The following is a 21,686-nucleotide window of genomic DNA, read 5'->3' as shown; positions in this document are numbered from 1 at the left end:
TGAATCAGGATTCCGACATGACGATTATGCTTGATTCCGCGCATTGCGCGGCAACCACCATGCCTGCCTTCGCTCGCTCCACCAGCAAGCAACCAACTTTCAAGGTTCGCCTCGCCGGGAGCTTCGCTTTTCCCGCACTCGTCGCTGTGCTGGCGGGCGCCCCCATCTCGCGAGCCTTCGCCCAGGACGGGACGCCGCTGCCAGAGGTCGACGTTAGCTCGGCGAGCGAGGCGGGGTCGACGGTTTCGGGTGAGCGGCTTTCCCCCTCGCGCCTGCGCGACCTTCAGGTCGGCTCGAGCGATACCGCAGCGATCCTGCAAAGCGTACCCGGCGTCAGCGGCTATGGGGCCGGGGGCTTCTCGACCTTGCCGGTGATCCGGGGCCTTGAAGCGCAGCGCTTGACCGTGCTGGTCGACGGCGTGGCGATTGCCTCGGCCTGTCCGAACGATATGAATCCGCCCCTGTCCTACACCGATCCGCAAACCGTGAGCGCGATCGACGTCATTACCGGCGTTTCGCCAGTCAGCTATGGCGGCGACAGCATCGGCGGGATCATTCGCGTCGAGAGCGCTCCGCCCCGCTTTGCGAAACAGGGCGAAACGCTGCTGACCGGCGAAGCATCGGCCTTCTATCGAAGCAATGGCGACGGGTTCGGCGGCGCGCTGTCCGTGACGGCCGCAAGCGACAGGCTCAGCCTGACCTATAGCGGCTCCTATACCCAGGCCGGCAATTTCAAGGGCGGCGGCTCGCTGGGGGGCGTGCGGTCCAGCGAATATGCCAAGACCGACCACAGCCTCAATCTCGCAGCGCAAGTCAGCAACGGCCTGATCGAGCTGAAAGGCGGCTATCATTTCACGCCCTATGAGGGTTTCCCGAACCAATATATGGACATGACGTCCAACAAATCATGGTTCCTGAACGGCCATTATGCCGGCGTCTTCGATTGGGGCAATCTCGATGTGCGGGCGAGCTGGCGCGACACCGACCACGTCATGAACTTCCTCGCCGACAAGGGCGGGACCGCGACCGGCGGGATGCCGATGAACACGGAGGTCCACAGCGCGAGCTATACCGTCCAGGCGGATATATTGCTCGGCGGCGGCACGCTGCGCCTGGGCAGCGAATTCCAGCATCAATGGCTCAACGACTATTGGCCGCCCGTTGTGGGCAATATGATGATGGGGCCGAATGCGTTCATCAACGTCAACGGGGCCAAGCGCGATCGGCTCGGCACCTTCCTCGAGTGGGAAACGCGCTGGGATAGCGGTTTCTCCCTCATCGCCGGCATCCGTAACGATCAGGTCTGGATGAACACCGGCAAGGTCGCGCCCTATGGCACCGGCATGATGCAGATGGCCGATGTCATGGCGGCAGCGGCGTTCAACAAGGCCGACCGCAAGCGCCACGACAGCAATTGGAGCGGCAGCCTGCTGGTCCGCTACGCGCTTTCGGACGGGGCGGATATCGAGATCGGCTATGCCCGCAAGGTTCGCTCGCCCAATATCTACGAGCGCTATAGCTGGGGCCGGGGCAGCATGGCGAGCCGCATGATCGGGTGGTTCGGCGACGGGAACGGCTATGTCGGCAACCTCGACCTTCGCCCCGAAAAGGCCGATACGCTGAGCGCCGCCCTGGCCATTTCCGGAGGCGGCAAGGATGGCTGGTCGTTCAAGATCGCGCCCTATTACACCCATGTCGACGAATATATCGACGCCGTTAAGCTGGCGGACTTCACCGACATGATGGGCAGTCCGACCGGGTTCGTTCAATTGCAGTTCGCCAACCAGAAGGCAGAGATCTACGGCATCGACATATCGGGCGCCGTGCCGCTATGGTCATCGTCGTCGGCCGGCACCGCGCGTCTGACCGCGCGCGCGAGCTGGCTGCACGGCCAGAATCTGACCGACCACGCACCGCTCTATCACCAGATGCCGTTCAATGCGGCGCTGAGCCTCGAGCATCGGATCGGCGGCCTCGAAACCCGGATTGACCTCGACATCGTGACGGAAAAGGATCGCGCCGATCCGACCCGCAACGAACCGCGGACGGGCAGCTACGCGCTGCTCAATGTCCAGCTCGCCTATCGCATCGACAAGGTTCGCCTGACGCTCGGCGCCGACAATCTGTTCGACAAGGCCTATTATGCTCCGCTTAGCGGCATGTCGCTCGGCGATCTGAAGGCGACCGGCGTGCGCCGCCCGGTTCCGGGCCGGGGGCGATCGGTCAACGCCGGGATCACGATTGCGTTTTGAGCGCCCATGCTCCCGAACTCGCACGACATGAACGAGGAGCCGAGGGCAGGCTATGGCCAGCCCTCGGCCTGGTCGCAGCGCCTGGGCGCGGGCCTTGCCGCCGCGTCATGCTGCCTGCTGGTGCTAGTGGCGCTCAATGCCAATCTATCGGGACGGCTGCGAATGACGCAGCCTGTGCAGGTGAGCCGCTTCCGGTTGTTTACCCCGTCGCCACCGTCACCACCGCCTTCAACGTTGTCGCGATCGCGGACAGACGAGGCCCGCCTATCGCCGGAGCGGCGCCCTGCGCACCCGCCCGAGCTGGCTACGACGGGAGAAAGAGGCGGACCAGCTTCGTCGCCTATACCCGCTGCTCCAGCAATCGCCTCTCCGTTCGCTGTCGCGCCGGTAAGCAGACCGCCCGCGCCGGAACCCGAGGTCGCGCCGCCGCAAGCCCAGGATAATAAGAAACAGTCCGCGCTTGCGGCCTATCAGCGCCAGCTCTGGGCGCGAATAGCCGCGCGCAAGCCCGCGGGGATCCACCTCGACGGGGTCGCAACGGTCCGCTTCATCGTCGGGGCTGACGGCGCGCTGATTGCCGTCGAGCTGGCCGGCAGCAGCGGGAATGCCGCGCTCGATCGCCTGGCGCTCCGCACGGTGCGCAATGCTGCTCCTTTTCCAACACCGCCTATGGGCGTGGAAAGCGAGCAGTTGGTCTTTACGATACCATTCAGCTTTCATTGAGGCCGCATGGCGGACGAGGATGGCTCGATCGTCAATAGGGCGACGCGCACACGTTCCAGAAACAAAACACGGTGATCGTCGCGAGCCTTGATGGCAGCCTGCGCCTCATCGACAAGAGCCTGTCCGGCACGTTGCCCATGCGTCTCGATCAGTGCGAGCGCCGCCGCTATTTCCTCGGAATTGGCAGCGTCACCATCGGATGAACCTTTCCCCGGAAGCCGAAGCGATAGCTTCTTGCGCGCCATATTATCACCCTTTTCTTGAATGCTCTCAGGCCCGTGCGCTCACCAGCCAGGCCTTCGCCCCCATATGAACGCCATTCTCATCGCAATGGCGCTCGAACAGCTCGACAAGATGCTGGTGAATGGCCTTGCGTACCTCTGCCCCGTTCTGTCGAACAAGATCGCCGATCTGCATCCCCTCAAGCACGAAGCGAGCGGCGCTCTCGGGATCACTGCCGGGGCCGCCCACGCGCTGCTCACCTGTCCAGGCATCGAATCTGACCTCGCAGAAACCCGCGCTTTGGAGAAGGTCGATCACATAGTCCTGCTCGCCGAGCGCGAATGGTCCCGGCGCGCGCGACTGCGGCGTCGGCAGGTCCATATGCTCCTTGATGATGCCCATGACACTAAGCTGCCACGGATTGTCAGCGATGGACGCCCAGACAGCGATGTCGAGCCGCCCGCCATCGCGCAACATCCGGCGCAGATTGGCGAAAGCGGGATAAGGCTCAGCGAAGAACATCGAACCGAAGCGCGAGAACAGCCGATCGAACGGCGCTTCCTCCAGCATCGTCGTCGCGGCATCGCCCTGCTCGAAGCGGATATTGGCAAGGCCCGCGCGCTGTGCCCGTTCCCTGGCCATCCCCACCAGATCGGGTGAGATGTCGAGGCCGAGCGCAAATCCGGTGTTGCCGACGGCCGTGGCGATCTGCCGCGTGGTCCAGCCACCGCCGCATCCGACATCGACCACCGTTTCGCCGGCGTTGTATGCGGCCTGGGCAAGCAACGCCCTGCCGATCGGCTCGATCATGCTTTCGAAGCGGTCGAGCTGGGCGAGCCAACGCATGCCCGCCTGGCCGGCCCAATCGTGCGCGGCCAAACCTTCCCTGTTCTCGCCAGCATCGTTCATCGATGTACTCCCATCGTCGTTTCAAGAATCAGCCCAGGATCGCGGCGGTACTTTGCCACAGCATGTAGGCGGCAACCGCAAAGATCAGCAGTGCGAATATCGTATTGAGCGCCCCCTTGTGCGCCGACAGCCGCCGAGAGAGCGCCGCGCCCACAAGGCCGCCGATGACGCCGCCGGCGATGAACGCCGCAGCAAGCCCCCAATCAACCAAGCCGGAAAGGGCATAGTTGAGCGCGGCCGTCAGACCAAAAGCGGTGACGGCGACCAGCGACGATCCGACGGCGTTGCGCATCGGCATCCCGGTCGAAGCCATCAGTCCCGGCACGATCAGGAAGCCCCCGCCGATGCCGAAGAACCCGGAAAAGAGACCAGTGGCGGCCCCATAACCGATCACCTTGGGCGCATTCTCGCGCCGGCATTGGACATCGGGATTGCCGGGATCGCCCCGGCTTTTTAGCATCAGCCCGCCAACCAGGACCATCAGCAGAGCGAACAGGAACAGCAGCTTCTGTCCATCGAACGCTTTACCGAGTGTCGATCCGGCATAGGCGCCGGCGACACCAGCAGCGGCGAACATGCCGGCGCAACGCCATTTGATCGTCCGCTGGCGCGCGTGGGGAACGAGATTGGCCCCGGCATTGGCGGCGACCGCCAGCGCGCTGGTGCCGATCGCGACATGCGGCGAGGCGACGCCGACCAGATAGACCATGAGCGGGACGGCGAGGATTGAGCCCCCACCGCCCACCAGCCCCAGCGTGAATCCGACGAGCGAGCCCGATCCGGCACCAAGCAGATATTGGATGGATTCGAGTGCCATGGCCTTACAGCGCGTTTATCGGCAGCTTGAGGTAGCGCATGCCATTGTCTTCCGGCTCGGGCAGGTGGCCGCCGCGCATGTTGACCTGGATGGACGGCAGAATGAGGCGCGGCATCCCGAGCGTCGCATCGCGCGCCTCGCGCATGGCGACGAACTGGTCCTCGCTCACCCCGTCGCGAACATGGACATTATGCTCTCGCTCCTCGCCGACCGACGTTTCCCAGGCATAGGTGTCGCGCCCGGGGGCCTTGTAGTCGTGGCAAAGATGAAGGCCGGTCTGATCGGGGAGCGACAGCAGGCGGCGGATCGACCGATAAAGCGTGCGCGCATCGCCGCCCGGGAAGTCGGCGCGGGCCGTGCCGTAGTCGGGCATGAACAGCGTGTCGCCGATGAACGCCGCATCGCCGATCACATAGGTCATGTCGGCGGGCGTATGGCCCGGCACATGCAGCGCGATCGCCTCGATCGAGCCGACCCTGAAACGGTCGCCGTCATCGAACAGCCGGTCGAACTGCGAGCCGTCGCGAGCAAAGCGCGTTCCCTCGTTGAAGATCTTGCCGAAGACCTCCTGCACGGTGAGAATATGGCGACCGATCGCCAGCGTGCCGCCCAGCTTCTCCTGAAGATAGGGCGCGGCCGACAGATGGTCGGCATGGGCGTGCGTCTCCAGCAGCCATTCGACCTCGAGCCCTTCGCTCCGGATATAGTCGATCACCTTGTCGGCCGACGCGAAGGAGGTGCGCCCCGAAGCCGGATCGAAATCGAGCACGCTATCGATGATCGCGGCCTTGGCCGTGGCGGGATCTGAGATGACGTGGGTCACGGTAAACGTGTCCTCGTCGAAGAAGCTGCGGATGACGGCGGGCCGCGCATTGCTCGCGGCCTCGACGATGCGGGTGGCTTCACGGATTTGCGGGTCGGCCATGGCCTTGTCCTTTCCTGTCTGGCCCGGCGTACCGGCTTCGCACTTGGGACGCGAAGCCGGCCCAGCTGCCTCAGAGGGTCTTCTTGCTGAAATACCAATCGGTGTAGTCGTAGCCTTCGTCCTTGCGGGCCCTGGCGGCTTCGGCCGTCGCGGGCGGCGGCACGATCACCGGCTCGCCGGGCTGCCAGTTTTCAGGCGTCGCCACCTTGTTGGCGTCGGACGTCTGGAGCGCGGTGAGCAGGCGGACGAATTCATCGACCGAGCGGCCGTTCGACATCGGATAATAGACCATCGCGCGGACAATGCCTTCGGGGTCGATGATGAAGGTGGCGCGAACGGCCGAGGTGTCCGAGGCACCGGGATGGATCATGCCGAAGGCCTTGGCGACGTTCATCGACAGATCGTCGATAATCGGGAACGGGATCTCGACGCCGAACTTCTCCTCGATGCTGCGCATCCAGGCGATGTGCGAATGCACCGAGTCGATGGAGAGGCCCAGCAACTCGCAGTTGAGCGCCTTGAAGCGGTCGGCGGCCTTGGCGAAGCCCATGAATTCGGTCGTGCAGACCGGCGTGAAGTCGGCGGGGTGGGAAAAGAGAACGAGCCACTTGCCCTTGTAATCGTCGAGCGAGCGTTCGCCGTGGGTCGTCTTGGCCTTGAAGGGAGGCGCCGGTTCGTTGATCCGCGGCATGGAGGGAGTGACCTGGTCTGTCATTTTATCGTCTCCTATGACTGAGTGAGTGACAGACATTGAATACACATTTCTATTAATCGTGATAACACGATAAATCTAATTCCTTTGATCGGATTTTTCAATCACTTCTGCAATCGGCCGAATTAGGCCGGATTCGCAGCGCACGGGACCAGAGGCGCGAACACGTCAAAGCATCGTTTATGCTAAGTATGGGGTCATCACACCCCGAATCAGGCGGTGACGAGCGCCTGCCTTGTCCAGGCGACGAGTCGCGCACGGTCCATCGCCCCGGCCTGTCGGGCGACCTCGCGGCCACCCCTGAACAGGATCAGCGTCGGAATCGACTGAATGCGGTAGCGCCCGGCAATACCCTGCTCAGCTTCGGTATCGACCTTCAGGAGCCGGACATGCGGCTCCAGCTCCGCAGCGGCCGCCTTGAACGCCGGCGCCATGGCGCGGCAAGGTCCGCACCAACTCGCCCAGAAATCGACGAGAACCGGCAGGCTTCCGCGACCTACATGCCGATCGAATGCCGCCTGGTCGACATCGACCGGCTGTCCCTGGAAAAGCGGCATTCCGCATTTCCCGCAAATTGGCGCCGCGCCGATCTTCGCTGCAGGAACGCGGTTGATGCTCGCGCAAACCGGGCAGGCTACCAGCGGGACATCGGACATGCGCTTCTCTCCTGTGGAACGCCAATACCGCTTAATCGTTTACCCGCATGATGTAACCGTGTAAGGGAGAGGGTTCAAGACTTGCCTCTCTGCAGGAGTGAGAAAGTTGAACTCGAACGCAGACGACAATGCCGTGTGCTCCCCTATCCAGATCGGCGATCCCGCGCCTGATTTCCGCGCCCGCACGACGATGGGCGACATGACCCTGTCCGGCCATCGCGGCCGCTGGGTACTGCTGTTCTCTCATCCCGCCGATTTTACGCCGGTTTGCACCAGTGAATTCGTCGCCCTCTCGCGCGCCAGCGATCGGTTCAAGGCGCTCGGCTGCGACCTGGTCGCGGTGTCGGTCGACAGCCTCTATTCCCATCTCGGATGGATCAGGGCGATCCGCGAGCATTTCGGCGTGACCATCGCTTTCCCGATCGTCGAAGATCCCTCGATGGTGATCGGCCGCGCCTATGGAATGCTCGCGGACAACGCCCCCGACGCGGCCACGCTGCGCTCGACCTTCTTCATCGACCCCGAAGGCATTGTCCGCGCCAAGCTCTGCTATCCAGCCACCATCGGGCGATCGGTGGAGGAGCTGCTTCGAGTCCTGACCGCGCTGCAACGGGTCGACAACGACAACATAGTGACCCCCGAAGGCTGGCATCCCGGCGATGACGTGCTTCTTCCGCCCTATCAGGACCAGCACGGTGCGCTCGATGCGGCGGGCGATGGCTGCTGGTTCCACCGCACGCAGCCCGACAAGCATGGGAAGACAGGCAAGTGATGACTTTCACCGATACGCAGCTTGAAGAGGCTGCCAGCGTCCTCAAGGCGATCGCCCATGACGTCCGCCTGAAGCTCCTGCGGACGCTCCTCGAACATGGCGAGAAGTCTGTAGGCGAACTCGAAGCCCTCACCGGCATCGGTCAACCGGGCCTGTCCCAACAACTCGCAATTTTGCGCAAGGCGGAACTGGTTCAGACGCGCCGCGATGCGAAACTCGTTTTCTATAGCATCGTATCGGCCAATATGGAGGGAACAGCGAAATTGCTATGCGCTCTAGCGGGAACTCCGATAAATAGAGGAGACACTGCCGCGAAAACAAAGCGACCTTTTCCCCAGGGATCGGTCGCTACCTTCGCCAAGATTTTGTGACGATATTGTCCTGGACGATGTCTTCCAAGAAAGTTCTGAACATCATCGCTGCAACGTTAGAGAGCATTTCGAGGCTTGTGGAATACCATAACTGCAAGCATTCGCCGTAAGCGCCTCGCCTGATCCGCTCCAGCGCCCGGCTCATGGGAGCAATTTCGCGGTCAAGAAGCGAGGTCTGGCCTTCGAGGGCGGCATCGTCCTCCATTTTCCCTGCTTGAGCTCAACCAGTTCGCGGACGTCGCCCACGTCCTTGCAAGAACTCCATGGAATCAATCTCAGCGCCACTATCGATCCGGGCTTCACCGATCAAATTCGGAACCATACGTAAGGACAGACGAAGATCGGCGAGTTTACAGATGATTGGCCTGCGACCCGCGCATAACCAGCCTATTGGACCGCCGGCGAGAGAATGAGAGGACCGATGAGTAGCGTACCCACCATAACCTTCCACGGCGCTGCCGGCACAGTCACTGGTTCCTGCATGGAACTACGCCATGGCGGAAAGACGATCCTCATAGATTGCGGCTTGTTCCAGGGATCCCGGACGCTGGAAACACTCAATCGCGACCCCTTCGCGTTCGACGTGCGCAAGATCGACGCCGTTGTCCTGACGCACGCGCATATCGACCATAGCGGCCTGCTGCCCAGGCTCACGGCGGAAGGGTATCGCGGGCCGATCTTCGCGACACCGCAAACCCGCGACCTTCTGTATTACATGCTGCCCGACGCCGGACGAATTCAGGAGGGCGATGCGGAGCGCCGCAATCGACGGCAGGATCGCCGGGACGAGGAGCCGATCGAACCGATCTATACCGAAGCGGATTCCAAAGCGGCCTATGAACAGGTCGAGACAGTAGCGCTGCACGACTGGTTCGCACCTGCCGCCGGTTTTCGGGCGCGCTTGTGGAATGCGGGCCATATCCTGGGTTCCACATCCGTGGAGATCGAGGTCGGTGGCGTGCACTTGCTCTTCTCCGGCGACCTGGGTCCAGACCACAAGGCCTTTCATGCCGATCCCGAGGGTCCGGCAGGACTCGATCATGTGTTCTGCGAGAGCACCTATGGCGACCGCGTCCGCGAGGACGTGACGATCGAGCAGCGCCGGACTTTGCTGGAAGCCGAGATCAATGCAGCGCTTACGCGCGGCGGCAACCTCGTCATTCCCGTTTTCGCGCTCGAACGCACCCAGGAATTGCTCCTCGATATCGCGACCCTGATCAACACCGGACGCCTGGCGCATCCGCAGGTGTTCATCGATTCGCCACTTGCGACCCGCGCGACAGAGGTGTTCGCCAAACATGCCGGGGAACTCGAAGACATGGGCTCGGGTGAAATCTTCCGTCACCCCTCGTTCCACTACACTGCCAGCACGATGGAATCGATGCGGCTCAACGACATGTCCGGAGCCATCATCATGGCGGCATCCGGCATGTGCGAAGCGGGACGCATCCGTCACCATCTGCGGTACAATCTCGGCCGCCGTGAATCGACGATCCTGTTCGTCGGTTTCCAGGCCGCAGGCACCCTTGGCCGGACAATCCTCGATGGCGCGAACCGCGTGCGCATCTGGGGGCAGGACGTCGCGGTGCGCGCGCAGATCCGGCGGATCGACACTTATTCGGCGCATGCCGACCAGAAGGATCTGCAGCGCTGGATAAGGGCGCGGAAGCCGATCGATGGCAGCCTGTTCCTGGGACACGGCGAAGAGGGCTCGATCGAGACGTTCCGCCGCCTGATGCAGGCGGACGATGCCGCGGCATCGATTGTCACGCCGAAGATCGGGGAAACCTATTCACTGCCGTCACGCGCCCCGTCCAAGCGCCTGAAGACCGGAAAGCCGGAACTACAGGAGGCTGTCGGCCGCGATTGGCAGAATGACTATGCGGATTTTTCGACCCATCTGAAAAAAGAACTGCAGAATATCGAGAGCGCGTCGGGCCGGCGCGAGGCACTCGCCCGCATGGCCGAGATTCTGCATTCCTATCAGGCCTATCGCGAGCATCGTAAGAGCCGATCGAGCTGATCGGCGAAAACAAAGTGACCAGCCCCAGACATAAACGGGTGCGGCCACCCGCGAATTCGCTATATATCATAGTTTCATCAAAGGAGTAATTATGTCGAATACCCCCCACACCCTGAGCGAGGAATTCCCCGGTCAGATGGACAAGATTCACGCCTTGAAGGCTTCGGACTCTCGCTTCGCGCAGCTTCTTCTCGATTATGATGTCGTGAATGACGAAATCCACGTGGCTGAAACCAATATCGAACCGACCTCGCAAGATCACGAGACCGAACTTCGCAAGCGCCGCCTCGCGATCAAGGATCAGATCGCCGAAGCCCTGTCGCAGGCCGCCTGATCTGCCCAAGGGCCGGATGCCGCGCGTTCGGCCCTTACGACAATAGCCGGCCATGGCTCTGCGTCGCCACAAATTCACGGCCAGCAACGAAAGCGCGCATCCCCGCTCAGGAATGGACCTGAACCAGCTTCGAACCAGTCACGAGCTGCCCGCTCATCGCTCCTAGCGAAACACCATGAGCGCGGCGATACCGGCAGCAGATGCCAGAACTGATGCGAAGAGTGGGCCGGACGCCTTCCAGCCTTGCTTTGATGGCCCTGCCAGTACCAGCGTGAGTACAGCCTTCCACATCGTGTTGGCGAGCACGGGCACCGCAAGCACCAGTCCGGCCGTGTCGGGTTTCAGCATATCCTCAGGCAGCCCCGCGAGCGTGAGTACGGCTGCGTCCACATCCCACATGCCCGTAAGGCCAAGCACAACGACAATGCCCTGATCGCCGAACCGCGCGAGCGCCCAACGTGCCGGGACAGCAATCAACGCAACCGCGCCCGCCAGCAGAAGCGCCGGCCCGAAATCCAGCGGATTGCCCAGCTTCACCTCGCTGGCGCCATCACCATCCACCTTGGAGCGTAGCGCCAGAAGGGTTGTCAGACCGCCGACGACGAAAGCCGGAACCATTGCAAGCGCGAGCGATGTGCTGGCGTAGGGGATGAGGGTAAAAGAGAGTATCTGGACGCGCGCGAACATCACGAGCGAGGCGAGCGCAATACCAGCAATCAAGGGGCCTTGCGGACCATCATTGGCGCGCAAACGCCGGGCATAGGCAACAGTGACCGCCGTGGACGATACCAATGCCCCGAACAAAGCGGTTATCATGACCCCCTTGTCCGCGCCGAGCCGACGACTGGCGACATAGCCGGCGAAGGAGAGTCCGAGCACGACGACGACGACCATCCAGATTTGCCGCGGGTTCCAGGCCTCAAAGGGGCCGTAGCTCGCATCCGGCAGCAGCGGCAGGATGACCAACGCGACGATCGCGAACGTGGCGATCGATTCGACCTCCTTGTGGCTCATCCCTTTGAGCATGGCGTGGGATTGCTGCCTGAGCGTCAGGATCAAGGTGGTTACCGCCGCGACGGCCAGCGTCTCGCTCACCAGGCCCTGCCCGGCCATATATCCCAAGGCGAAGGTGATAATGCCGACCAACGTATTGGTGATGGACAGGCTGGCCGTGCGGGCTTGTTCGCTGCGATATCCAAGAACCAGGCTGGCAGTGACCGCCAGCCCGATTACCGCCGCAAGGCTTTCGGGCATATGGCTGGCAAGGCCGCCGGCAAGACCGAGCAGGCCAAAGGTGCGCAAACCGCTGACCCGGCTGCCATCCGCTGCCTCGCGCTGCCGCCAGCCTCGCTCGATACCGATCAGCACGCCTACCGCGAGCGCCGCAGCAAGCGAACGAAGCAGTTCCATATCAAGCGATATCAAATGATCACTCCACGGCAAGGTAATCGATCGGGAACGGTAGTATGAACGCGGCAGATAGGCTCCTCCTTATGCGCGACGTGGATTGAATGGATTTGATTACGCGCGCCAAATCGATCCGCCCCCAGGCCAGCTACAGATATCCCTATATTAGCGGCGATCCTTCAAGTTGATTGTTCGACCCTTGCCGACGAGACTCAAGAAAATCGGTCGATGACTCACCACCACGACTCCGGTCCCTGTCTCGCGAAGCCACGCGTCGAGGTGGCCCGCAAGCCGCGCCTCCGTCGCCATGTCCAACCCCTCGCTCGGCTCGTCGAGCAGCAGCCACGGCCTGCCGGCAAGCAAGGCGCGGGCGATCGACAACCGCTTGCGCTGGCCGCCCGACAACCGCGCTCCGCCGTCGCCGACCCATTGGTCAAGCCCATGCGGCATCGCGCGAATATCGACAGCGAGGCAGGCGACTTCCAGCGCCGCCCAAAGCCGTTCGTCGCTGAGGCCGGGGCGCGCCACACGCAAATTGTCGCGGATGGTTCCCGACAGGAGCTGGGCATCCTGGGGCGAGAGCGCGAATGCCGCTCGCACGTCCTCGGACGGCAGGGAAGCAAGAAGCTGGTCATCAAGAGCAATGCCGCAATGCTCGCCAGCGGGCCGAATACCAGCGAGCGTTTCCAGAAGGCTGGTCTTGCCGCTGCCGGATTTGCCTGAAATCCCCAAGCGCTCGCCCGCCATGATCCGGATATTCATGCCGTCCCGGTCAAAGGCAATGGTCCGCGCGGGCGCCATGGATGCCGTCGCCTTTCGGACAGGCGCAGACGGTTGACCCGCCATGCCCTCCAATCGCGAGAGGGCGGCCGCGACCAGCGCGCCGCGCGACACCCCGCGCACATAGCCGGAAAGCGCTTCGATCGCGCCCGCCGCCGCCAGCACGGCAAGGACCGTCACCGGCAGGGAGGCATGGGAGAAGATCAGCATCGCGCCCATGGCGATGCCCCCACCCAACACGAGGCCCGCATCGATGATCGCTTCGCCGCGCGCGAACCGAGGTCGCGCGCTGTCCAACTCGGCCGTCTCGACCGCGAGGCTTCGCCCGATCGCCGGAGCGAGATCGTAGGCAAGGATTTCGGGCGAAGCGGCGGCATAGTCCACCATGCTCGCCTTGAGCCGCGCCAGCGCCTCCGCCATATCGGTCGCGGCGCTCGCCAGCAGGCGGGGGGTCGCCAGATGCGCCCAGAGGACAAGACCGGCAAGCAACGCCAGCAAGGCAAGGCTCGTCCAGGGGCTGGCCAGCCACGCAAGGGCAAGGCCGATGGCAGCGCCGGCGAACGCGGCGGGCAATGCCGGCTTACGGACCAGATTGTCCTCCAGCGCGCCGATGTCCTGCACGAGCCGCGTCACGGCATCGCCCGCCGATACGGCCCGCACGTCGCGCACCGACAGGATGCGGTCGAACAGGCGCGCGCGAACCGCGGCGAGCGCCATCAAGGCCGCGCGGTGGCCATAGAGCCGTTCGCCGTAACGCGCCGTCGTCCTTACGATCGCGAGCAGCCTGATCATCGCGCTCGGCACCAGGTAGTTGAAACCCTGCGCGGCCAACACGCCGCCCAGCCCGGCCAGTGCCGCGCCGGTGATGAACCATCCAGACAGGCCCAGCAGCAGGACCGCGGCGATTGTCGCAGCGGAGGCAAGCAAGCCCGCGATTCGGAAGGCGCGGCGTTCGGGGCCGATAGCTTCAGCGAGCAGCAGGTCCATATCCGCGCGGCTCATGAAAGCACCATTTCTTTGGTGGCGATCGCGGCCAGCTCGGCGCTGTGCGTCACTATCAGGACCGTGCGGCCCTTTGCGGCGGACGCCAGTATCCCGGCGATGTCGGCCGCCGATCCCGCGTCGAGATCCGCGGTCGGTTCGTCGAGCAGCCAGAGCGGCGCGTCCTTGAGCAACACGCGCGCGATGCCGACGCGCCGGCGTTCCCCACCGGACAGGCCCGACCCGCGATGATCGAGCGGCAAGGCCAATCCCTGTCCGCGCGCTTCGATCATCGGCCCAAGGCCTGCCAGATGGGCCACGGCTTCGACTGCCGCATCGTCGGCATCGGGACGCGCAAGACGGATATTGTCGGCCAGCGTGCCCGGGACGAACGCAACCGTCTGGCCCGCCCAGCCGACATGGCCGGGAAGCGCAACCTCGGCCGCATCCCGGCCGTCAACCAGAATCCGTCCCCCACCAATGGGGGCCAGCCCCAGCAGCGCATGGAGCAGGCTCGATTTGCCGACCCCGGTGCTTCCGCGCAGGGCAAGGCTGGTGCCCGCCGGGATATCCAGCGTGAAGGGACCGATGGCCGTCTCGCCATAGTCGATCACCACGCCGTCAAAGCGCAGCGCTGGCGGCCCTTCGATCGCGGGTTTCGGCGCGGGCGGAGAAGCGGGCGCGAGCGCTTCAAGGCGTTCCACCGCAGCCTCCCCGACCTGCTTGTCGTGATAGGCGGCGGCAAGGCGGCGCATGGGAAGATAGAATTCCGGCGCGAGGACAAGAACAAACAGGGCTTGGCCCAGGGTCAGCTTTTCGGGAGCCGGAAAGGGCAGGATGCCGAGCAGGTTGAAGCCGCAATAGAGCGCGACCAGCGCCACCGACAGCGCCGCGAAGAACTCGATGATCGCGCTCGACACGAAGGCGACCTTGAGCACATCGATCGTGCGCGCGGCGACCTCGCGGGTAGCGTCGGCAAGGTGGCGGCCGATACGGTCCTGCGCGGCGAAGGCGACGATCACCGGGAGCGCGCGCACCCGGTCGACGAACAGGCCCGACAGGCGACTCAGCGCATCGAGCTGGCGCGCGGCGGCCCGCGCGGCCGCCGTTCCTGCGAGCGCCATGCCCATGGCAAAGGGAATCAGCGTCGCGAGCATGATCACGCCGGCGACCCAGCTCCCAAATACGGCAGCAATCGCGATTATGAGCGGGGACAGGACCGCGGCGCGGCGCAGCGGCAGGAAGCGGGCATGGAAGCCGCCCAGGTCCTCGATCCGGTCGACGGCATCGGCGACCGCCTCGCCCAGCATCCGGCGATCCCCCGGCGCGGCGACGAGAATGCCTGGATACACCCGCTGGCGCCAGTTCGTCTTGACGCGCATAGCAGCCGCTTCGCCGGCGTTGGTCGCACCGATCTGCATCCCGGCGCGAAGCAGGGCGGCGGCTATCAGTCCGCCCGCGGCAAGCGCAAGATGGCCCTGCCCCGCCCCTTGCTCCATTGATGCCACGGCTCCGGCCAGCGCCGCCGCCATGAGGATCGCCGCGCCGCTGTCGCCGATCCAGAAAAGGGCCGCAGCCTGTCTATCTAACGGGTTGCTCATATACTCAATTACGAGTAACGAATAATCATAATCTTTTCAACCGACTCAGGACACCCATGGAAGCCGGGCCGGAACGCAAGGAGTCTTGCCATGGACATGGCTGTGATCGAGCTTTCACGCCTCCAATTCGCCCTGACGGCTCTCTACCATTTCCTGTTCGTCCCCCTGACGCTCGGCCTCTCCTTCATCCTCGTCATCATGGAGAGCATCTATGTGATGACGGGCCGTGAGATCTGGCGCACCGTCACGCGCTTCTGGGGCAAGCTGTTCGGTATCAACTTCGTGCTGGGCGTCGCTACCGGCATTACCATGGAATTCCAGTTCGGCACCAACTGGTCCTACTATTCGCATTATGTCGGCGACATCTTCGGCGCGCCGCTCGCCATCGAAGGGCTGATGGCCTTCTTCCTCGAAGCGACGTTCGTGGGCCTCATGTTCTTCGGATGGGACAAGCTGTCCAGGGTCGGGCATCTGCTCACCACCTTCATGGTGGCTCTCGGCTCGAACCTATCGGCGCTGTGGATCCTCGTCGCCAATGGCTGGATGCAGAATCCGGTGGGATCGCGCTTCAATCCCGAAACGATGCGGATGGAAGTCTCCGACTTCATGGCGGTGCTGTTCAATCCGGTCGCGCAGGCGAAGTTCGTCCATACGGTGAGCGCGGGCTATGTCTGCGCCTCCGTTTTCGTGCTGGGCGTCTCGGCCTGGTATCTGCTCAAGGGCAAGTGGGTCGCGGTCGCGCGGCGCAGCTTCACGGTCGCCGCCGCCTTCGGCCTTGCCTCGTCGCTGTCGGTCGTCGTGCTCGGCGACGAAAGCGGCTACGCGCTGACCGATAACCAGAAGATGAAGCTCGCCGCGCTCGAGGCCATGTGGCACACTGAGCCCGCGCCCGCGGGCATTGCCGTTGTCGGCTTTCCCAGCGTCGCCGACCGCGAGACCTATTTCGAGGTCAAGATCCCCTATGTGCTCGGTCTCATCTCCACGCGCAGCCTGACGGGCGAAGTCTCCGGCATCTTCGAACTGGTCGCCAGGGCGCAGGACCGCATCGAGAACGGCATCAAGGCCTATGATGCGGTGGAAAAGCTGAAGGTGGACCAGAAGGACATGGTCGCGCGCGAGGCATTCGAGGAAGCCAAGGCCGATCTTGGCTATGCCCTGCTGCTGAAACGCTTCGTCGCCGATCCGCGGCAAGCCACGCCCCAGGACATCGAAAAGGCCGCATGGTCGACCGTGCCCAATGTCCCGGTGATGTTCTGGGTGTTCCGGGTGATGGCCGGCCTCGGCTTCTTCTTCATCGCCTTCTTCGGCGCCGCCTTCTGGATGGCTTCGATCCGCAAGCTGAACTGCGACAGCCGCTTCTGCCGCACCTTCCTGCGCGCGGCGGTCTGGGTCATCCCGCTGCCGTGGATCGCCATCGAATTTGGCTGGATCCTGGCCGAGATCGGCCGCCAGCCCTGGGCGATCGATGGCGTTCTGCCGACGTTCCTTGCCGCCTCGAGCCTGACCGTCGCGCAGCTCTGGACGACGATCATCGGGTTCACGGTGATCTATGGCGCGCTCGCCGTCATCGAAGTGCGGCTGATGCTGGCGGCAATCCGCAAGGGACCGGACCAGCATCGGCCTCCGGCGCCATCCCCCGAAACCCACAGCGGCTACGCGCCCATCCCTGCCGAATAAGGAGAACAGGTCATGGCACCTCCCATCGACTATGAAACGCTCCGGCTGATCTGGTGGCTGCTGATGGGCGTCCTCCTGATCGGCTTCACTCTCACCGACGGCTTCGACCTCGGCACCGCCGCGCTGCTGCCCTTCGTCGCGAAGACCGACGCCGAACGGCGTCTCGTCATCAACTCGATCGGCGCGACCTGGGAAGGCAACCAGGTCTGGTTCATCCTCGGCGGCGGCGCGATCTTCGCGGCCTGGCCGTTCGTCTATGCGGTCAGCTTCTCGGGCTTCTATCTGGCCATGTTCCTCGTCCTCGCCGCGCTCATCCTGCGGCCCGTGGGCTTCAAATACCGCTCGAAGAAGCCCGATGCCACATGGCGCTCGCGCTGGGATTGGGCGCTGTTCGTCGGCGGGTTCGTGCCTGCGCTGGTGTTCGGCGTCGCGGTCGGCAATGTCCTGACCGGCATCCCCTTCCGGCTCGATAGCGATCTGCGCTCCTTCTACGAGGGCAGCCTGCTCGGCCTGTTCCATCCGTTCTCGCTGGTCGCCGGGCTGCTCTCGGTCGCCATGATCGTGCTGCACGGCGCGAGCTGGCTTGCGATCAAGATCGAACGCGGCGTCGTGCATGACCGCGCGCGCGCCTTCGGCAAGGTCGCGGCGGTCGCGTCGATCCTGCTGTTCGCGCTGGGCGGGGTCATGGTCGCGAAAATGGGCATGGGCTTCCGCCTGACCCATGCGGCCGATCCGCTCGGCCCGTCCAATCCGCTGCTGTCGGGAACGGTCGCGGCGCCGGGGGCCTGGCTCAACAATTATGGCGCCCATCCCTGGATGCTGATCGCCCCGATCCTCGGCTTCGCGGGGCCGCTGCTGGCGTGGATCGGCATCCGCAAGGGCCGCGAGGTTCTGGCCTTTGGCGGCTCATCGATCGGCGCGATCGGCATCATCGCGACCGTGGGCCTCTCGATGTTCCCGTTCATCCTGCCCAGTTCGATCGACCCGGCCTCGAGCCTGACGGTCTGGAACGCCTCGTCCAGCCATGTGACTTTGTTCATCATGCTGGCCGTGACGGTGATCTTCCTGCCGATCATCCTGCTCTACACCGCCTGGGTCTACAAGGTCCTGTTCGGCCGCATCACGCTGCGCGATGTCGACACCAACCCCGACTATTACTGAAAGGACGACTTTCCATGTGGTATTTCAGTTGGATTCTGGGCGTGGGCCTCGCCGTCGGGTTCGGTATCCTCAACGGCATGTGGCATGAATTCCACGCCGATCCCGATGAGGACATTGCGGCCTGACCGCGACGGATCATGATTGCCATCGGCCCTCTCGCGCTCGCGTTGGAACGGCTGTTCGCGATTCTCGGGATCATCGCCTTCCTGGCGGCGGCGAACTGGATAGGCCGCCGTCGCGGCGTGGATTGCGATACGGCCGCGTGGCGGGCATTGCTCGCTGGCCTCGTTGCAGCTCGCGCGGGTTTTGTGGCGCAGAACTGGCATGCCTTCGCCATCGAACCCGCAACCATCCTCTATGTCTGGCAAGGAGGTTTCTCGCCGCTCCCCGGTCTGGTGACTGCCGCAATCGTGCTGGGCGTGTCACTACGGCGATCTCGCGCCCTAGCACCTTTGACACTCGTCTTCGCGGGCTGCGTCGCGGTCACATCCGGCGCCACGGCAGCGGCCCTTGCCTCGGCGCAGCGACCTCTACCGCAAGGAATCGTTCTCCAGTCGCTGGACAGCGGAACGAGCCTGCTCGACGATCGCCGGGGCAAGCCGTTCGTCGTCAATCTCTGGGCAACCTGGTGCCCGCCGTGCCAGCGTGAAATGCCGATGATGGTCGTAGAAGCGGCACACTCGGCCGTGCCGATCCTGCTTGTCAATCAGGGCGAGGATGCAGACAACGTACGTGCGTGGCTGGACAGCAAGCGCCTTGAAGCGGCGCACGTCCATCTCGACCGCGACCTGCGCATAGCTGCCGCGACCGGCTCGGCCGGGCTTCCCGCGACGCTGTTCGTCGACAGCAAAGGCGTGATCCGTGCGCTCCATGTCGGTGAAATCTCGCGGGCCGCCCTGCTCGCGGGACTACGCGATCTGAAGTAGAGTTTCGATCAAGGAGAAGACCATGACCAGACAAGTGAATATTGGAATCGGCGAGGAAGATCGGGTTGCGATTTGCGAAGGCCTGAGCCGCCTCCTGGCGGACACCTACACTCTCTATCTGACCTCGCACAACTTTCACTGGAACGTGACCGGGCCGATGTTCAACAGCCTCCATGCCATGTTCATGACGCAATATACCGAGTTGTGGAACGCGATCGACCCGATCGCCGAACGCATCCGCTCGCTCGGACAGCCCGCACCCGGTTCCTACGCGCAGTTCGCCAAACTCAGTTCCCTGCCCGACGCGCCGGAAGTGCCGCCGAAGGCGCTCGACATGGTCGACATCCTCGCCAAGGGGCATGAAGCGGCCGCCCGCACGGCGCGCACGCTGTTCCCTCTGGTCGAGAAGGCGAGCGACGAGCCGACCGCGGACCTGCTCACCCAACGGATCGGCGTGCATGAGCAGGCCGCATGGATGCTGCGCGCCCTGCTCGAAGAGTAAGACACGCTCAACGACTGGCCCCGGCCGCGCAATCTCTGCGAGGCCGGGGCCGTTAGCGAACTGCCGCCATTGAAAGGACGAGACCTTGGCTACGTCAAAGCTGGCAAACATCCTCCTCGATGCGCTCGAAGACGAGCGGAAGGCGGAGGCGACCTATGCCGCCGTGATCGAAAAGTTCGGCCCTGTCCGGCCCTTTTCCAACATCATAGAGGCCGAACAGCGCCATGCCGCCGCACTTGAGCGCCAGCTTGCCCGGCTGGGCATCGACGTACCGCCCGATCCATGGACGGGGAAAGTGGCGGCACCAGCTTCTCTCGCGCAGGCTTGCGAAAGCGCGGTCCAGGGCGAGATCGAGAATATCGCGCTTTACGACCGGCTGATCCCGATGGTCGACGACCCCGCGGCGCGCCAGGTGATGGAAAACCTGCAGGCCGCCTCGCGCGAGCGCCACCTTCCAGCTTTCAGGCAATGCCTGGAGCGGGAACGCGATCGCCGTTCGTGACGGCCTCCCTCAATCGCGATCACTCAGGCACAGGCTGCTTTTGGGATCCGTAATCGACGGTGGATGGCATCGACAGAGGGCGCGAGGCATGACCTGTCGGCGTCAGCGCCTTTGGCGTTCCTCGAACAGCTGCGCTTTCTCGTACATTTCCTTCGCCTCGGCGAGGCACACATCACGTCTGTTCAGATAGACATCGCTGTTTCGGACTGCCGGCTTGAGATCCGGTTTCGGAATCATTCCATAAGCCTTTGTGTTCTCGATGGACGCTGAACCTCGGCGAGCGCGACCTCGTCGCTCACTCCATGACCGCGGGCGAGATAGTCCTGCGATCCCATTTCGTTGAGGCGCGAGATCGTCCGCTCGAACTCGAAGGCGTCGTCTGCCGCGCAATACAGCGCGTCGGGTTCGCGATCGGCGGAAGCCAGCAGCTTGACGCCATTTTCATAGAAGGCGTCGATCAGTGTCTTGAATCGCGCCGCTTCCGATTTCCGGTTTGCGTCGAGAACGGGGATCCCGACCAGGATCACGGTGTGATAGCGGTAGGCCAATGCAAGATAATCGGGAATGCCGCGCGGTTCGCCGCATAGCCGCTTGAATGAGAAGACGGCCACGCCTTTCAGCGACTTGGGCACGAACAGTTCTCGTCCGCCCTTGATTGCCAGTGTTTCGGAGGGAACATGCTCCCGGTCCTCGACCGGAAAATCGGTCAACCGGAAGAACGCCCGGCTCAGGGCTTCCGTCGCCGCATCGCCATTGGGCACGTGCCAGGTCTGGAACCCTCCAAGGCGCTGCATGCGATAGTCAGTCGGCCCATCCAGGGTGAGCACATCGAGCCGATCCTTGAGGAGCGCGATGAATGGCAGAAAATGTTCGCGGTTGAGGCCGTTCTTGTAGAGGTCCTGAGGCGGCCGGTTGGATGTAGCGACCACGGTAACGCCATGTCCGATGATCCGGGTAAACAGCCTCGACAGGATCATCGCGTCAGCCGAATTGGTTACGATCATTTCGTCGAAGGCGATCAGCCGCGCTTCGGCCGCGATGGCATCGGCGACCGGCAATATCGGATCGCCGGTCTCCTTGGCGCGTTCGGAGCGTAGCCGGTCATGCACCTCCTGCATGAACTCGTGGAAGTGGACGCGCCGTTTCCCGGCGATCTCGACGCAGTCGAAGAAGAGATCCATCAGCATCGATTTGCCGCGGCCGACCCCTCCCCAGAGATAGACTCCCCGCACGGGATCGGGTTTGCGCCTGACGAAACGCGACAGGAGGCCCTGACGGCGCGCCTGTGCTTCCAATTCCGCAACCGCCTTGCCGAAACGCAGAGCGACCTGCCGCTGGGCGTCGTCAGGGCGCAGCTGACCCGTTGAAATGGCGTTCACGTAACGCGTCAGGACTTTGCTCTGAGGCAAGACAAAGTTCTCCGGCAAAAAGTT

At 63.5% G+C, this 21,686-nt stretch carries 24 protein-coding genes; 12 read left to right on the top strand and 12 right to left on the bottom strand.

What is annotated here, in order from left to right; all coding sequences use genetic code 11:
* The first annotated feature begins 59 nt into the window (after positions 1-59).
* Positions 60-2,252, top strand: coding sequence for a TonB-dependent receptor (locus SCLO_RS02500; RefSeq protein ID WP_096362195.1), 2,193 nt, complete (start codon positions 60-62; stop codon positions 2,250-2,252).
* Between the two features lie 27 nt (positions 2,253-2,279).
* Entirely contained in the window at positions 2,280-2,975 is a 696-nt protein-coding gene (locus tag SCLO_RS02495) for an energy transducer TonB family protein (RefSeq protein WP_231923324.1), read from the top strand.
* Here SCLO_RS02495 and SCLO_RS02490 read toward each other — a convergent pair.
* From SCLO_RS02490 to trxC, 6 genes are all read right to left on the bottom strand, one after another.
* On the bottom strand, positions 2,969-3,220 hold the full coding sequence (locus SCLO_RS02490; protein WP_030538178.1) for a hypothetical protein: 252 nt from the start codon (positions 3,218-3,220) through the stop codon (positions 2,969-2,971). The genes SCLO_RS02495 and SCLO_RS02490 overlap by 7 nt on opposite strands.
* A gap of 25 nt (positions 3,221-3,245) precedes the next feature.
* Complete coding sequence (locus SCLO_RS02485; RefSeq protein ID WP_030091407.1) at positions 3,246-4,106, bottom strand: class I SAM-dependent methyltransferase; 861 nt, start codon at positions 4,104-4,106, stop codon at positions 3,246-3,248.
* Positions 4,107-4,134: 28 nt separating this feature from the next.
* On the bottom strand, positions 4,135-4,923 hold the full coding sequence (locus tag SCLO_RS02480; protein ID WP_030091406.1) for a sulfite exporter TauE/SafE family protein: 789 nt from the start codon (positions 4,921-4,923) through the stop codon (positions 4,135-4,137).
* Between the two features lie 4 nt (positions 4,924-4,927).
* Positions 4,928-5,848 carry an MBL fold metallo-hydrolase gene (locus SCLO_RS02475; RefSeq protein ID WP_021246252.1) on the bottom strand — a complete coding sequence of 307 codons (921 nt, stop codon included), beginning with the start codon at positions 5,846-5,848 and terminating at the stop codon, positions 4,928-4,930.
* Positions 5,849-5,918: 70 nt separating this feature from the next.
* The gene (locus SCLO_RS02470; RefSeq protein WP_030091405.1) at positions 5,919-6,563 is read right to left on the bottom strand and encodes a peroxiredoxin; all 645 of its coding nucleotides are present in this window, start codon (positions 6,561-6,563) and stop codon (positions 5,919-5,921) included.
* Positions 6,564-6,772: 209 nt separating this feature from the next.
* Complete coding sequence (gene trxC / locus SCLO_RS02465) at positions 6,773-7,216, bottom strand: thioredoxin TrxC (RefSeq protein WP_021246250.1); 444 nt, start codon at positions 7,214-7,216, stop codon at positions 6,773-6,775.
* Between the two features lie 190 nt (positions 7,217-7,406).
* Here trxC and SCLO_RS02460 point away from each other — a divergent pair, with 190 nt between their 5' ends.
* Both SCLO_RS02460 and SCLO_RS02455 read left to right on the top strand, forming a co-directional pair.
* A complete protein-coding gene (locus SCLO_RS02460) occupies positions 7,407-7,988 on the top strand; it encodes a peroxiredoxin (protein ID WP_407695339.1) in 582 nt (193 codons plus the stop codon).
* Positions 7,985-8,359 carry an ArsR/SmtB family transcription factor gene (locus tag SCLO_RS02455; protein ID WP_030091403.1) on the top strand — a complete coding sequence of 125 codons (375 nt, stop codon included), beginning with the start codon at positions 7,985-7,987 and terminating at the stop codon, positions 8,357-8,359. The genes SCLO_RS02460 and SCLO_RS02455 overlap by 4 nt, the downstream gene beginning before the upstream one ends.
* Here the strand turns inward: SCLO_RS02455 and SCLO_RS23575 are convergent.
* Positions 8,337-8,564 (bottom strand): hypothetical protein, encoded by a 228-nt coding sequence (locus tag SCLO_RS23575; protein WP_030091402.1) that lies wholly within the window; start codon positions 8,562-8,564, stop codon positions 8,337-8,339. The two genes, SCLO_RS02455 and SCLO_RS23575, sit on opposite strands and share 23 nt — an antisense overlap.
* Before the next feature lie 216 nt (positions 8,565-8,780).
* Here SCLO_RS23575 and SCLO_RS02445 point away from each other — a divergent pair, with 216 nt between their 5' ends.
* Together SCLO_RS02445 and SCLO_RS02440 are read left to right on the top strand one after the other, a co-directional pair.
* A complete protein-coding gene (locus SCLO_RS02445) occupies positions 8,781-10,382 on the top strand; it encodes an MBL fold metallo-hydrolase (RefSeq protein ID WP_030091401.1) in 1,602 nt (533 codons plus the stop codon).
* A gap of 91 nt (positions 10,383-10,473) precedes the next feature.
* On the top strand, positions 10,474-10,716 hold the full coding sequence (locus SCLO_RS02440) for a YdcH family protein (RefSeq protein WP_030091400.1): 243 nt from the start codon (positions 10,474-10,476) through the stop codon (positions 10,714-10,716).
* Positions 10,717-10,878: 162 nt separating this feature from the next.
* Here SCLO_RS02440 and SCLO_RS02435 read toward each other — a convergent pair whose 3' ends face one another.
* The 3 genes from SCLO_RS02435 to cydD all read right to left on the bottom strand — a co-directional run bounded on the left by SCLO_RS02435 (position 10,879) and on the right by cydD (position 15,485).
* Positions 10,879-12,126 carry an MgtC/SapB family protein gene (locus tag SCLO_RS02435; RefSeq protein WP_021246244.1) on the bottom strand — a complete coding sequence of 416 codons (1,248 nt, stop codon included), beginning with the start codon at positions 12,124-12,126 and terminating at the stop codon, positions 10,879-10,881.
* Positions 12,127-12,288: 162 nt separating this feature from the next.
* Entirely contained in the window at positions 12,289-13,905 is a 1,617-nt protein-coding gene (locus tag SCLO_RS02430) for an amino acid ABC transporter ATP-binding/permease protein (RefSeq protein ID WP_030091399.1), read from the bottom strand.
* Positions 13,902-15,485 (bottom strand): thiol reductant ABC exporter subunit CydD, encoded by a 1,584-nt coding sequence (gene cydD / locus SCLO_RS02425; protein WP_030091398.1) that lies wholly within the window; start codon positions 15,483-15,485, stop codon positions 13,902-13,904. Before cydD ends, SCLO_RS02430 begins: the two co-directional genes overlap by 4 nt.
* A gap of 90 nt (positions 15,486-15,575) precedes the next feature.
* On the opposite strand from cydD, the gene SCLO_RS02420 reads away from it, so the two are divergent.
* The 6 genes from SCLO_RS02420 (at position 15,576) to SCLO_RS02395 (ending at position 20,253) form a co-directional block, all read left to right on the top strand.
* Positions 15,576-17,162, top strand: coding sequence for a cytochrome ubiquinol oxidase subunit I (locus SCLO_RS02420; RefSeq protein WP_030091397.1), 1,587 nt, complete (start codon positions 15,576-15,578; stop codon positions 17,160-17,162).
* Positions 17,163-17,174: 12 nt separating this feature from the next.
* On the top strand, positions 17,175-18,323 hold the full coding sequence (gene cydB, locus SCLO_RS02415) for a cytochrome d ubiquinol oxidase subunit II (protein WP_030091396.1): 1,149 nt from the start codon (positions 17,175-17,177) through the stop codon (positions 18,321-18,323).
* Positions 18,324-18,337: 14 nt separating this feature from the next.
* Entirely contained in the window at positions 18,338-18,448 is a 111-nt protein-coding gene (gene cydX / locus SCLO_RS02410) for a cytochrome bd-I oxidase subunit CydX (RefSeq protein ID WP_030091395.1), read from the top strand.
* A gap of 12 nt (positions 18,449-18,460) precedes the next feature.
* Entirely contained in the window at positions 18,461-19,249 is a 789-nt protein-coding gene (locus SCLO_RS02405) for a TlpA disulfide reductase family protein (protein ID WP_030091394.1), read from the top strand.
* Positions 19,250-19,271: 22 nt separating this feature from the next.
* On the top strand, positions 19,272-19,751 hold the full coding sequence (locus SCLO_RS02400) for a Dps family protein (RefSeq protein WP_021246237.1): 480 nt from the start codon (positions 19,272-19,274) through the stop codon (positions 19,749-19,751).
* 85 nt (positions 19,752-19,836) lie between these two features.
* Positions 19,837-20,253, top strand: a complete 417-nt coding sequence (locus SCLO_RS02395; protein ID WP_030091393.1) for a ferritin-like domain-containing protein — start codon at positions 19,837-19,839, stop codon at positions 20,251-20,253.
* Between the two features lie 102 nt (positions 20,254-20,355).
* Here SCLO_RS02395 and SCLO_RS24160 read toward each other — a convergent pair whose 3' ends face one another.
* A complete protein-coding gene (locus tag SCLO_RS24160) occupies positions 20,356-20,490 on the bottom strand; it encodes a hypothetical protein (protein WP_255210268.1) in 135 nt (44 codons plus the stop codon).
* Positions 20,487-21,662 carry a cell division protein ZapE gene (gene zapE / locus SCLO_RS02390; protein WP_051743818.1) on the bottom strand — a complete coding sequence of 392 codons (1,176 nt, stop codon included), beginning with the start codon at positions 21,660-21,662 and terminating at the stop codon, positions 20,487-20,489. Before zapE ends, SCLO_RS24160 begins: the two co-directional genes overlap by 4 nt.
* Between the last annotated feature and the right edge of the window lie 24 nt (positions 21,663-21,686).

It is taken from the genome of Sphingobium cloacae, assembly GCF_002355855.1.
Lineage (GTDB): Bacteria > Pseudomonadota > Alphaproteobacteria > Sphingomonadales > Sphingomonadaceae > Sphingobium > Sphingobium cloacae.
The sequence above is the reverse complement of the archived record's forward strand: the minus strand, read 5'-3'. Positions and strand labels throughout refer to the sequence as shown.

Coding starts and splice junctions, on each gene's coding strand:
- SCLO_RS02500 (WP_096362195.1), top strand. CDS start 60: ATGCCTGCCTTCGCTCGCTCCACCAGCAAGCAACCAACTTTCAAGGTT.
- SCLO_RS02495 (WP_231923324.1), top strand. CDS start 2,280: ATGAACGAGGAGCCGAGGGCAGGCTATGGCCAGCCCTCGGCCTGGTCG.
- SCLO_RS02490 (WP_030538178.1), bottom strand. CDS start 3,220: ATGGCGCGCAAGAAGCTATCGCTTCGGCTTCCGGGGAAAGGTTCATCC.
- SCLO_RS02485 (WP_030091407.1), bottom strand. CDS start 4,106: ATGAACGATGCTGGCGAGAACAGGGAAGGTTTGGCCGCGCACGATTGG.
- SCLO_RS02480 (WP_030091406.1), bottom strand. CDS start 4,923: ATGGCACTCGAATCCATCCAATATCTGCTTGGTGCCGGATCGGGCTCG.
- SCLO_RS02475 (WP_021246252.1), bottom strand. CDS start 5,848: ATGGCCGACCCGCAAATCCGTGAAGCCACCCGCATCGTCGAGGCCGCG.
- SCLO_RS02470 (WP_030091405.1), bottom strand. CDS start 6,563: ATGACAGACCAGGTCACTCCCTCCATGCCGCGGATCAACGAACCGGCG.
- trxC (WP_021246250.1), bottom strand. CDS start 7,216: ATGTCCGATGTCCCGCTGGTAGCCTGCCCGGTTTGCGCGAGCATCAAC.
- SCLO_RS02460 (WP_407695339.1), top strand. CDS start 7,407: ATGGGCGACATGACCCTGTCCGGCCATCGCGGCCGCTGGGTACTGCTG.
- SCLO_RS23575 (WP_030091402.1), bottom strand. CDS start 8,564: ATGGAGGACGATGCCGCCCTCGAAGGCCAGACCTCGCTTCTTGACCGC.
- SCLO_RS02445 (WP_030091401.1), top strand. CDS start 8,781: ATGAGTAGCGTACCCACCATAACCTTCCACGGCGCTGCCGGCACAGTC.
- SCLO_RS02440 (WP_030091400.1), top strand. CDS start 10,474: ATGTCGAATACCCCCCACACCCTGAGCGAGGAATTCCCCGGTCAGATG.
- SCLO_RS02435 (WP_021246244.1), bottom strand. CDS start 12,126: ATGGAACTGCTTCGTTCGCTTGCTGCGGCGCTCGCGGTAGGCGTGCTG.
- SCLO_RS02430 (WP_030091399.1), bottom strand. CDS start 13,905: ATGAGCCGCGCGGATATGGACCTGCTGCTCGCTGAAGCTATCGGCCCC.
- cydD (WP_030091398.1), bottom strand. CDS start 15,485: ATGAGCAACCCGTTAGATAGACAGGCTGCGGCCCTTTTCTGGATCGGC.
- SCLO_RS02420 (WP_030091397.1), top strand. CDS start 15,576: ATGGACATGGCTGTGATCGAGCTTTCACGCCTCCAATTCGCCCTGACG.
- cydB (WP_030091396.1), top strand. CDS start 17,175: ATGGCACCTCCCATCGACTATGAAACGCTCCGGCTGATCTGGTGGCTG.
- cydX (WP_030091395.1), top strand. CDS start 18,338: ATGTGGTATTTCAGTTGGATTCTGGGCGTGGGCCTCGCCGTCGGGTTC.
- SCLO_RS02405 (WP_030091394.1), top strand. CDS start 18,461: ATGATTGCCATCGGCCCTCTCGCGCTCGCGTTGGAACGGCTGTTCGCG.
- SCLO_RS02400 (WP_021246237.1), top strand. CDS start 19,272: ATGACCAGACAAGTGAATATTGGAATCGGCGAGGAAGATCGGGTTGCG.
- SCLO_RS24160 (WP_255210268.1), bottom strand. CDS start 20,490: ATGATTCCGAAACCGGATCTCAAGCCGGCAGTCCGAAACAGCGATGTC.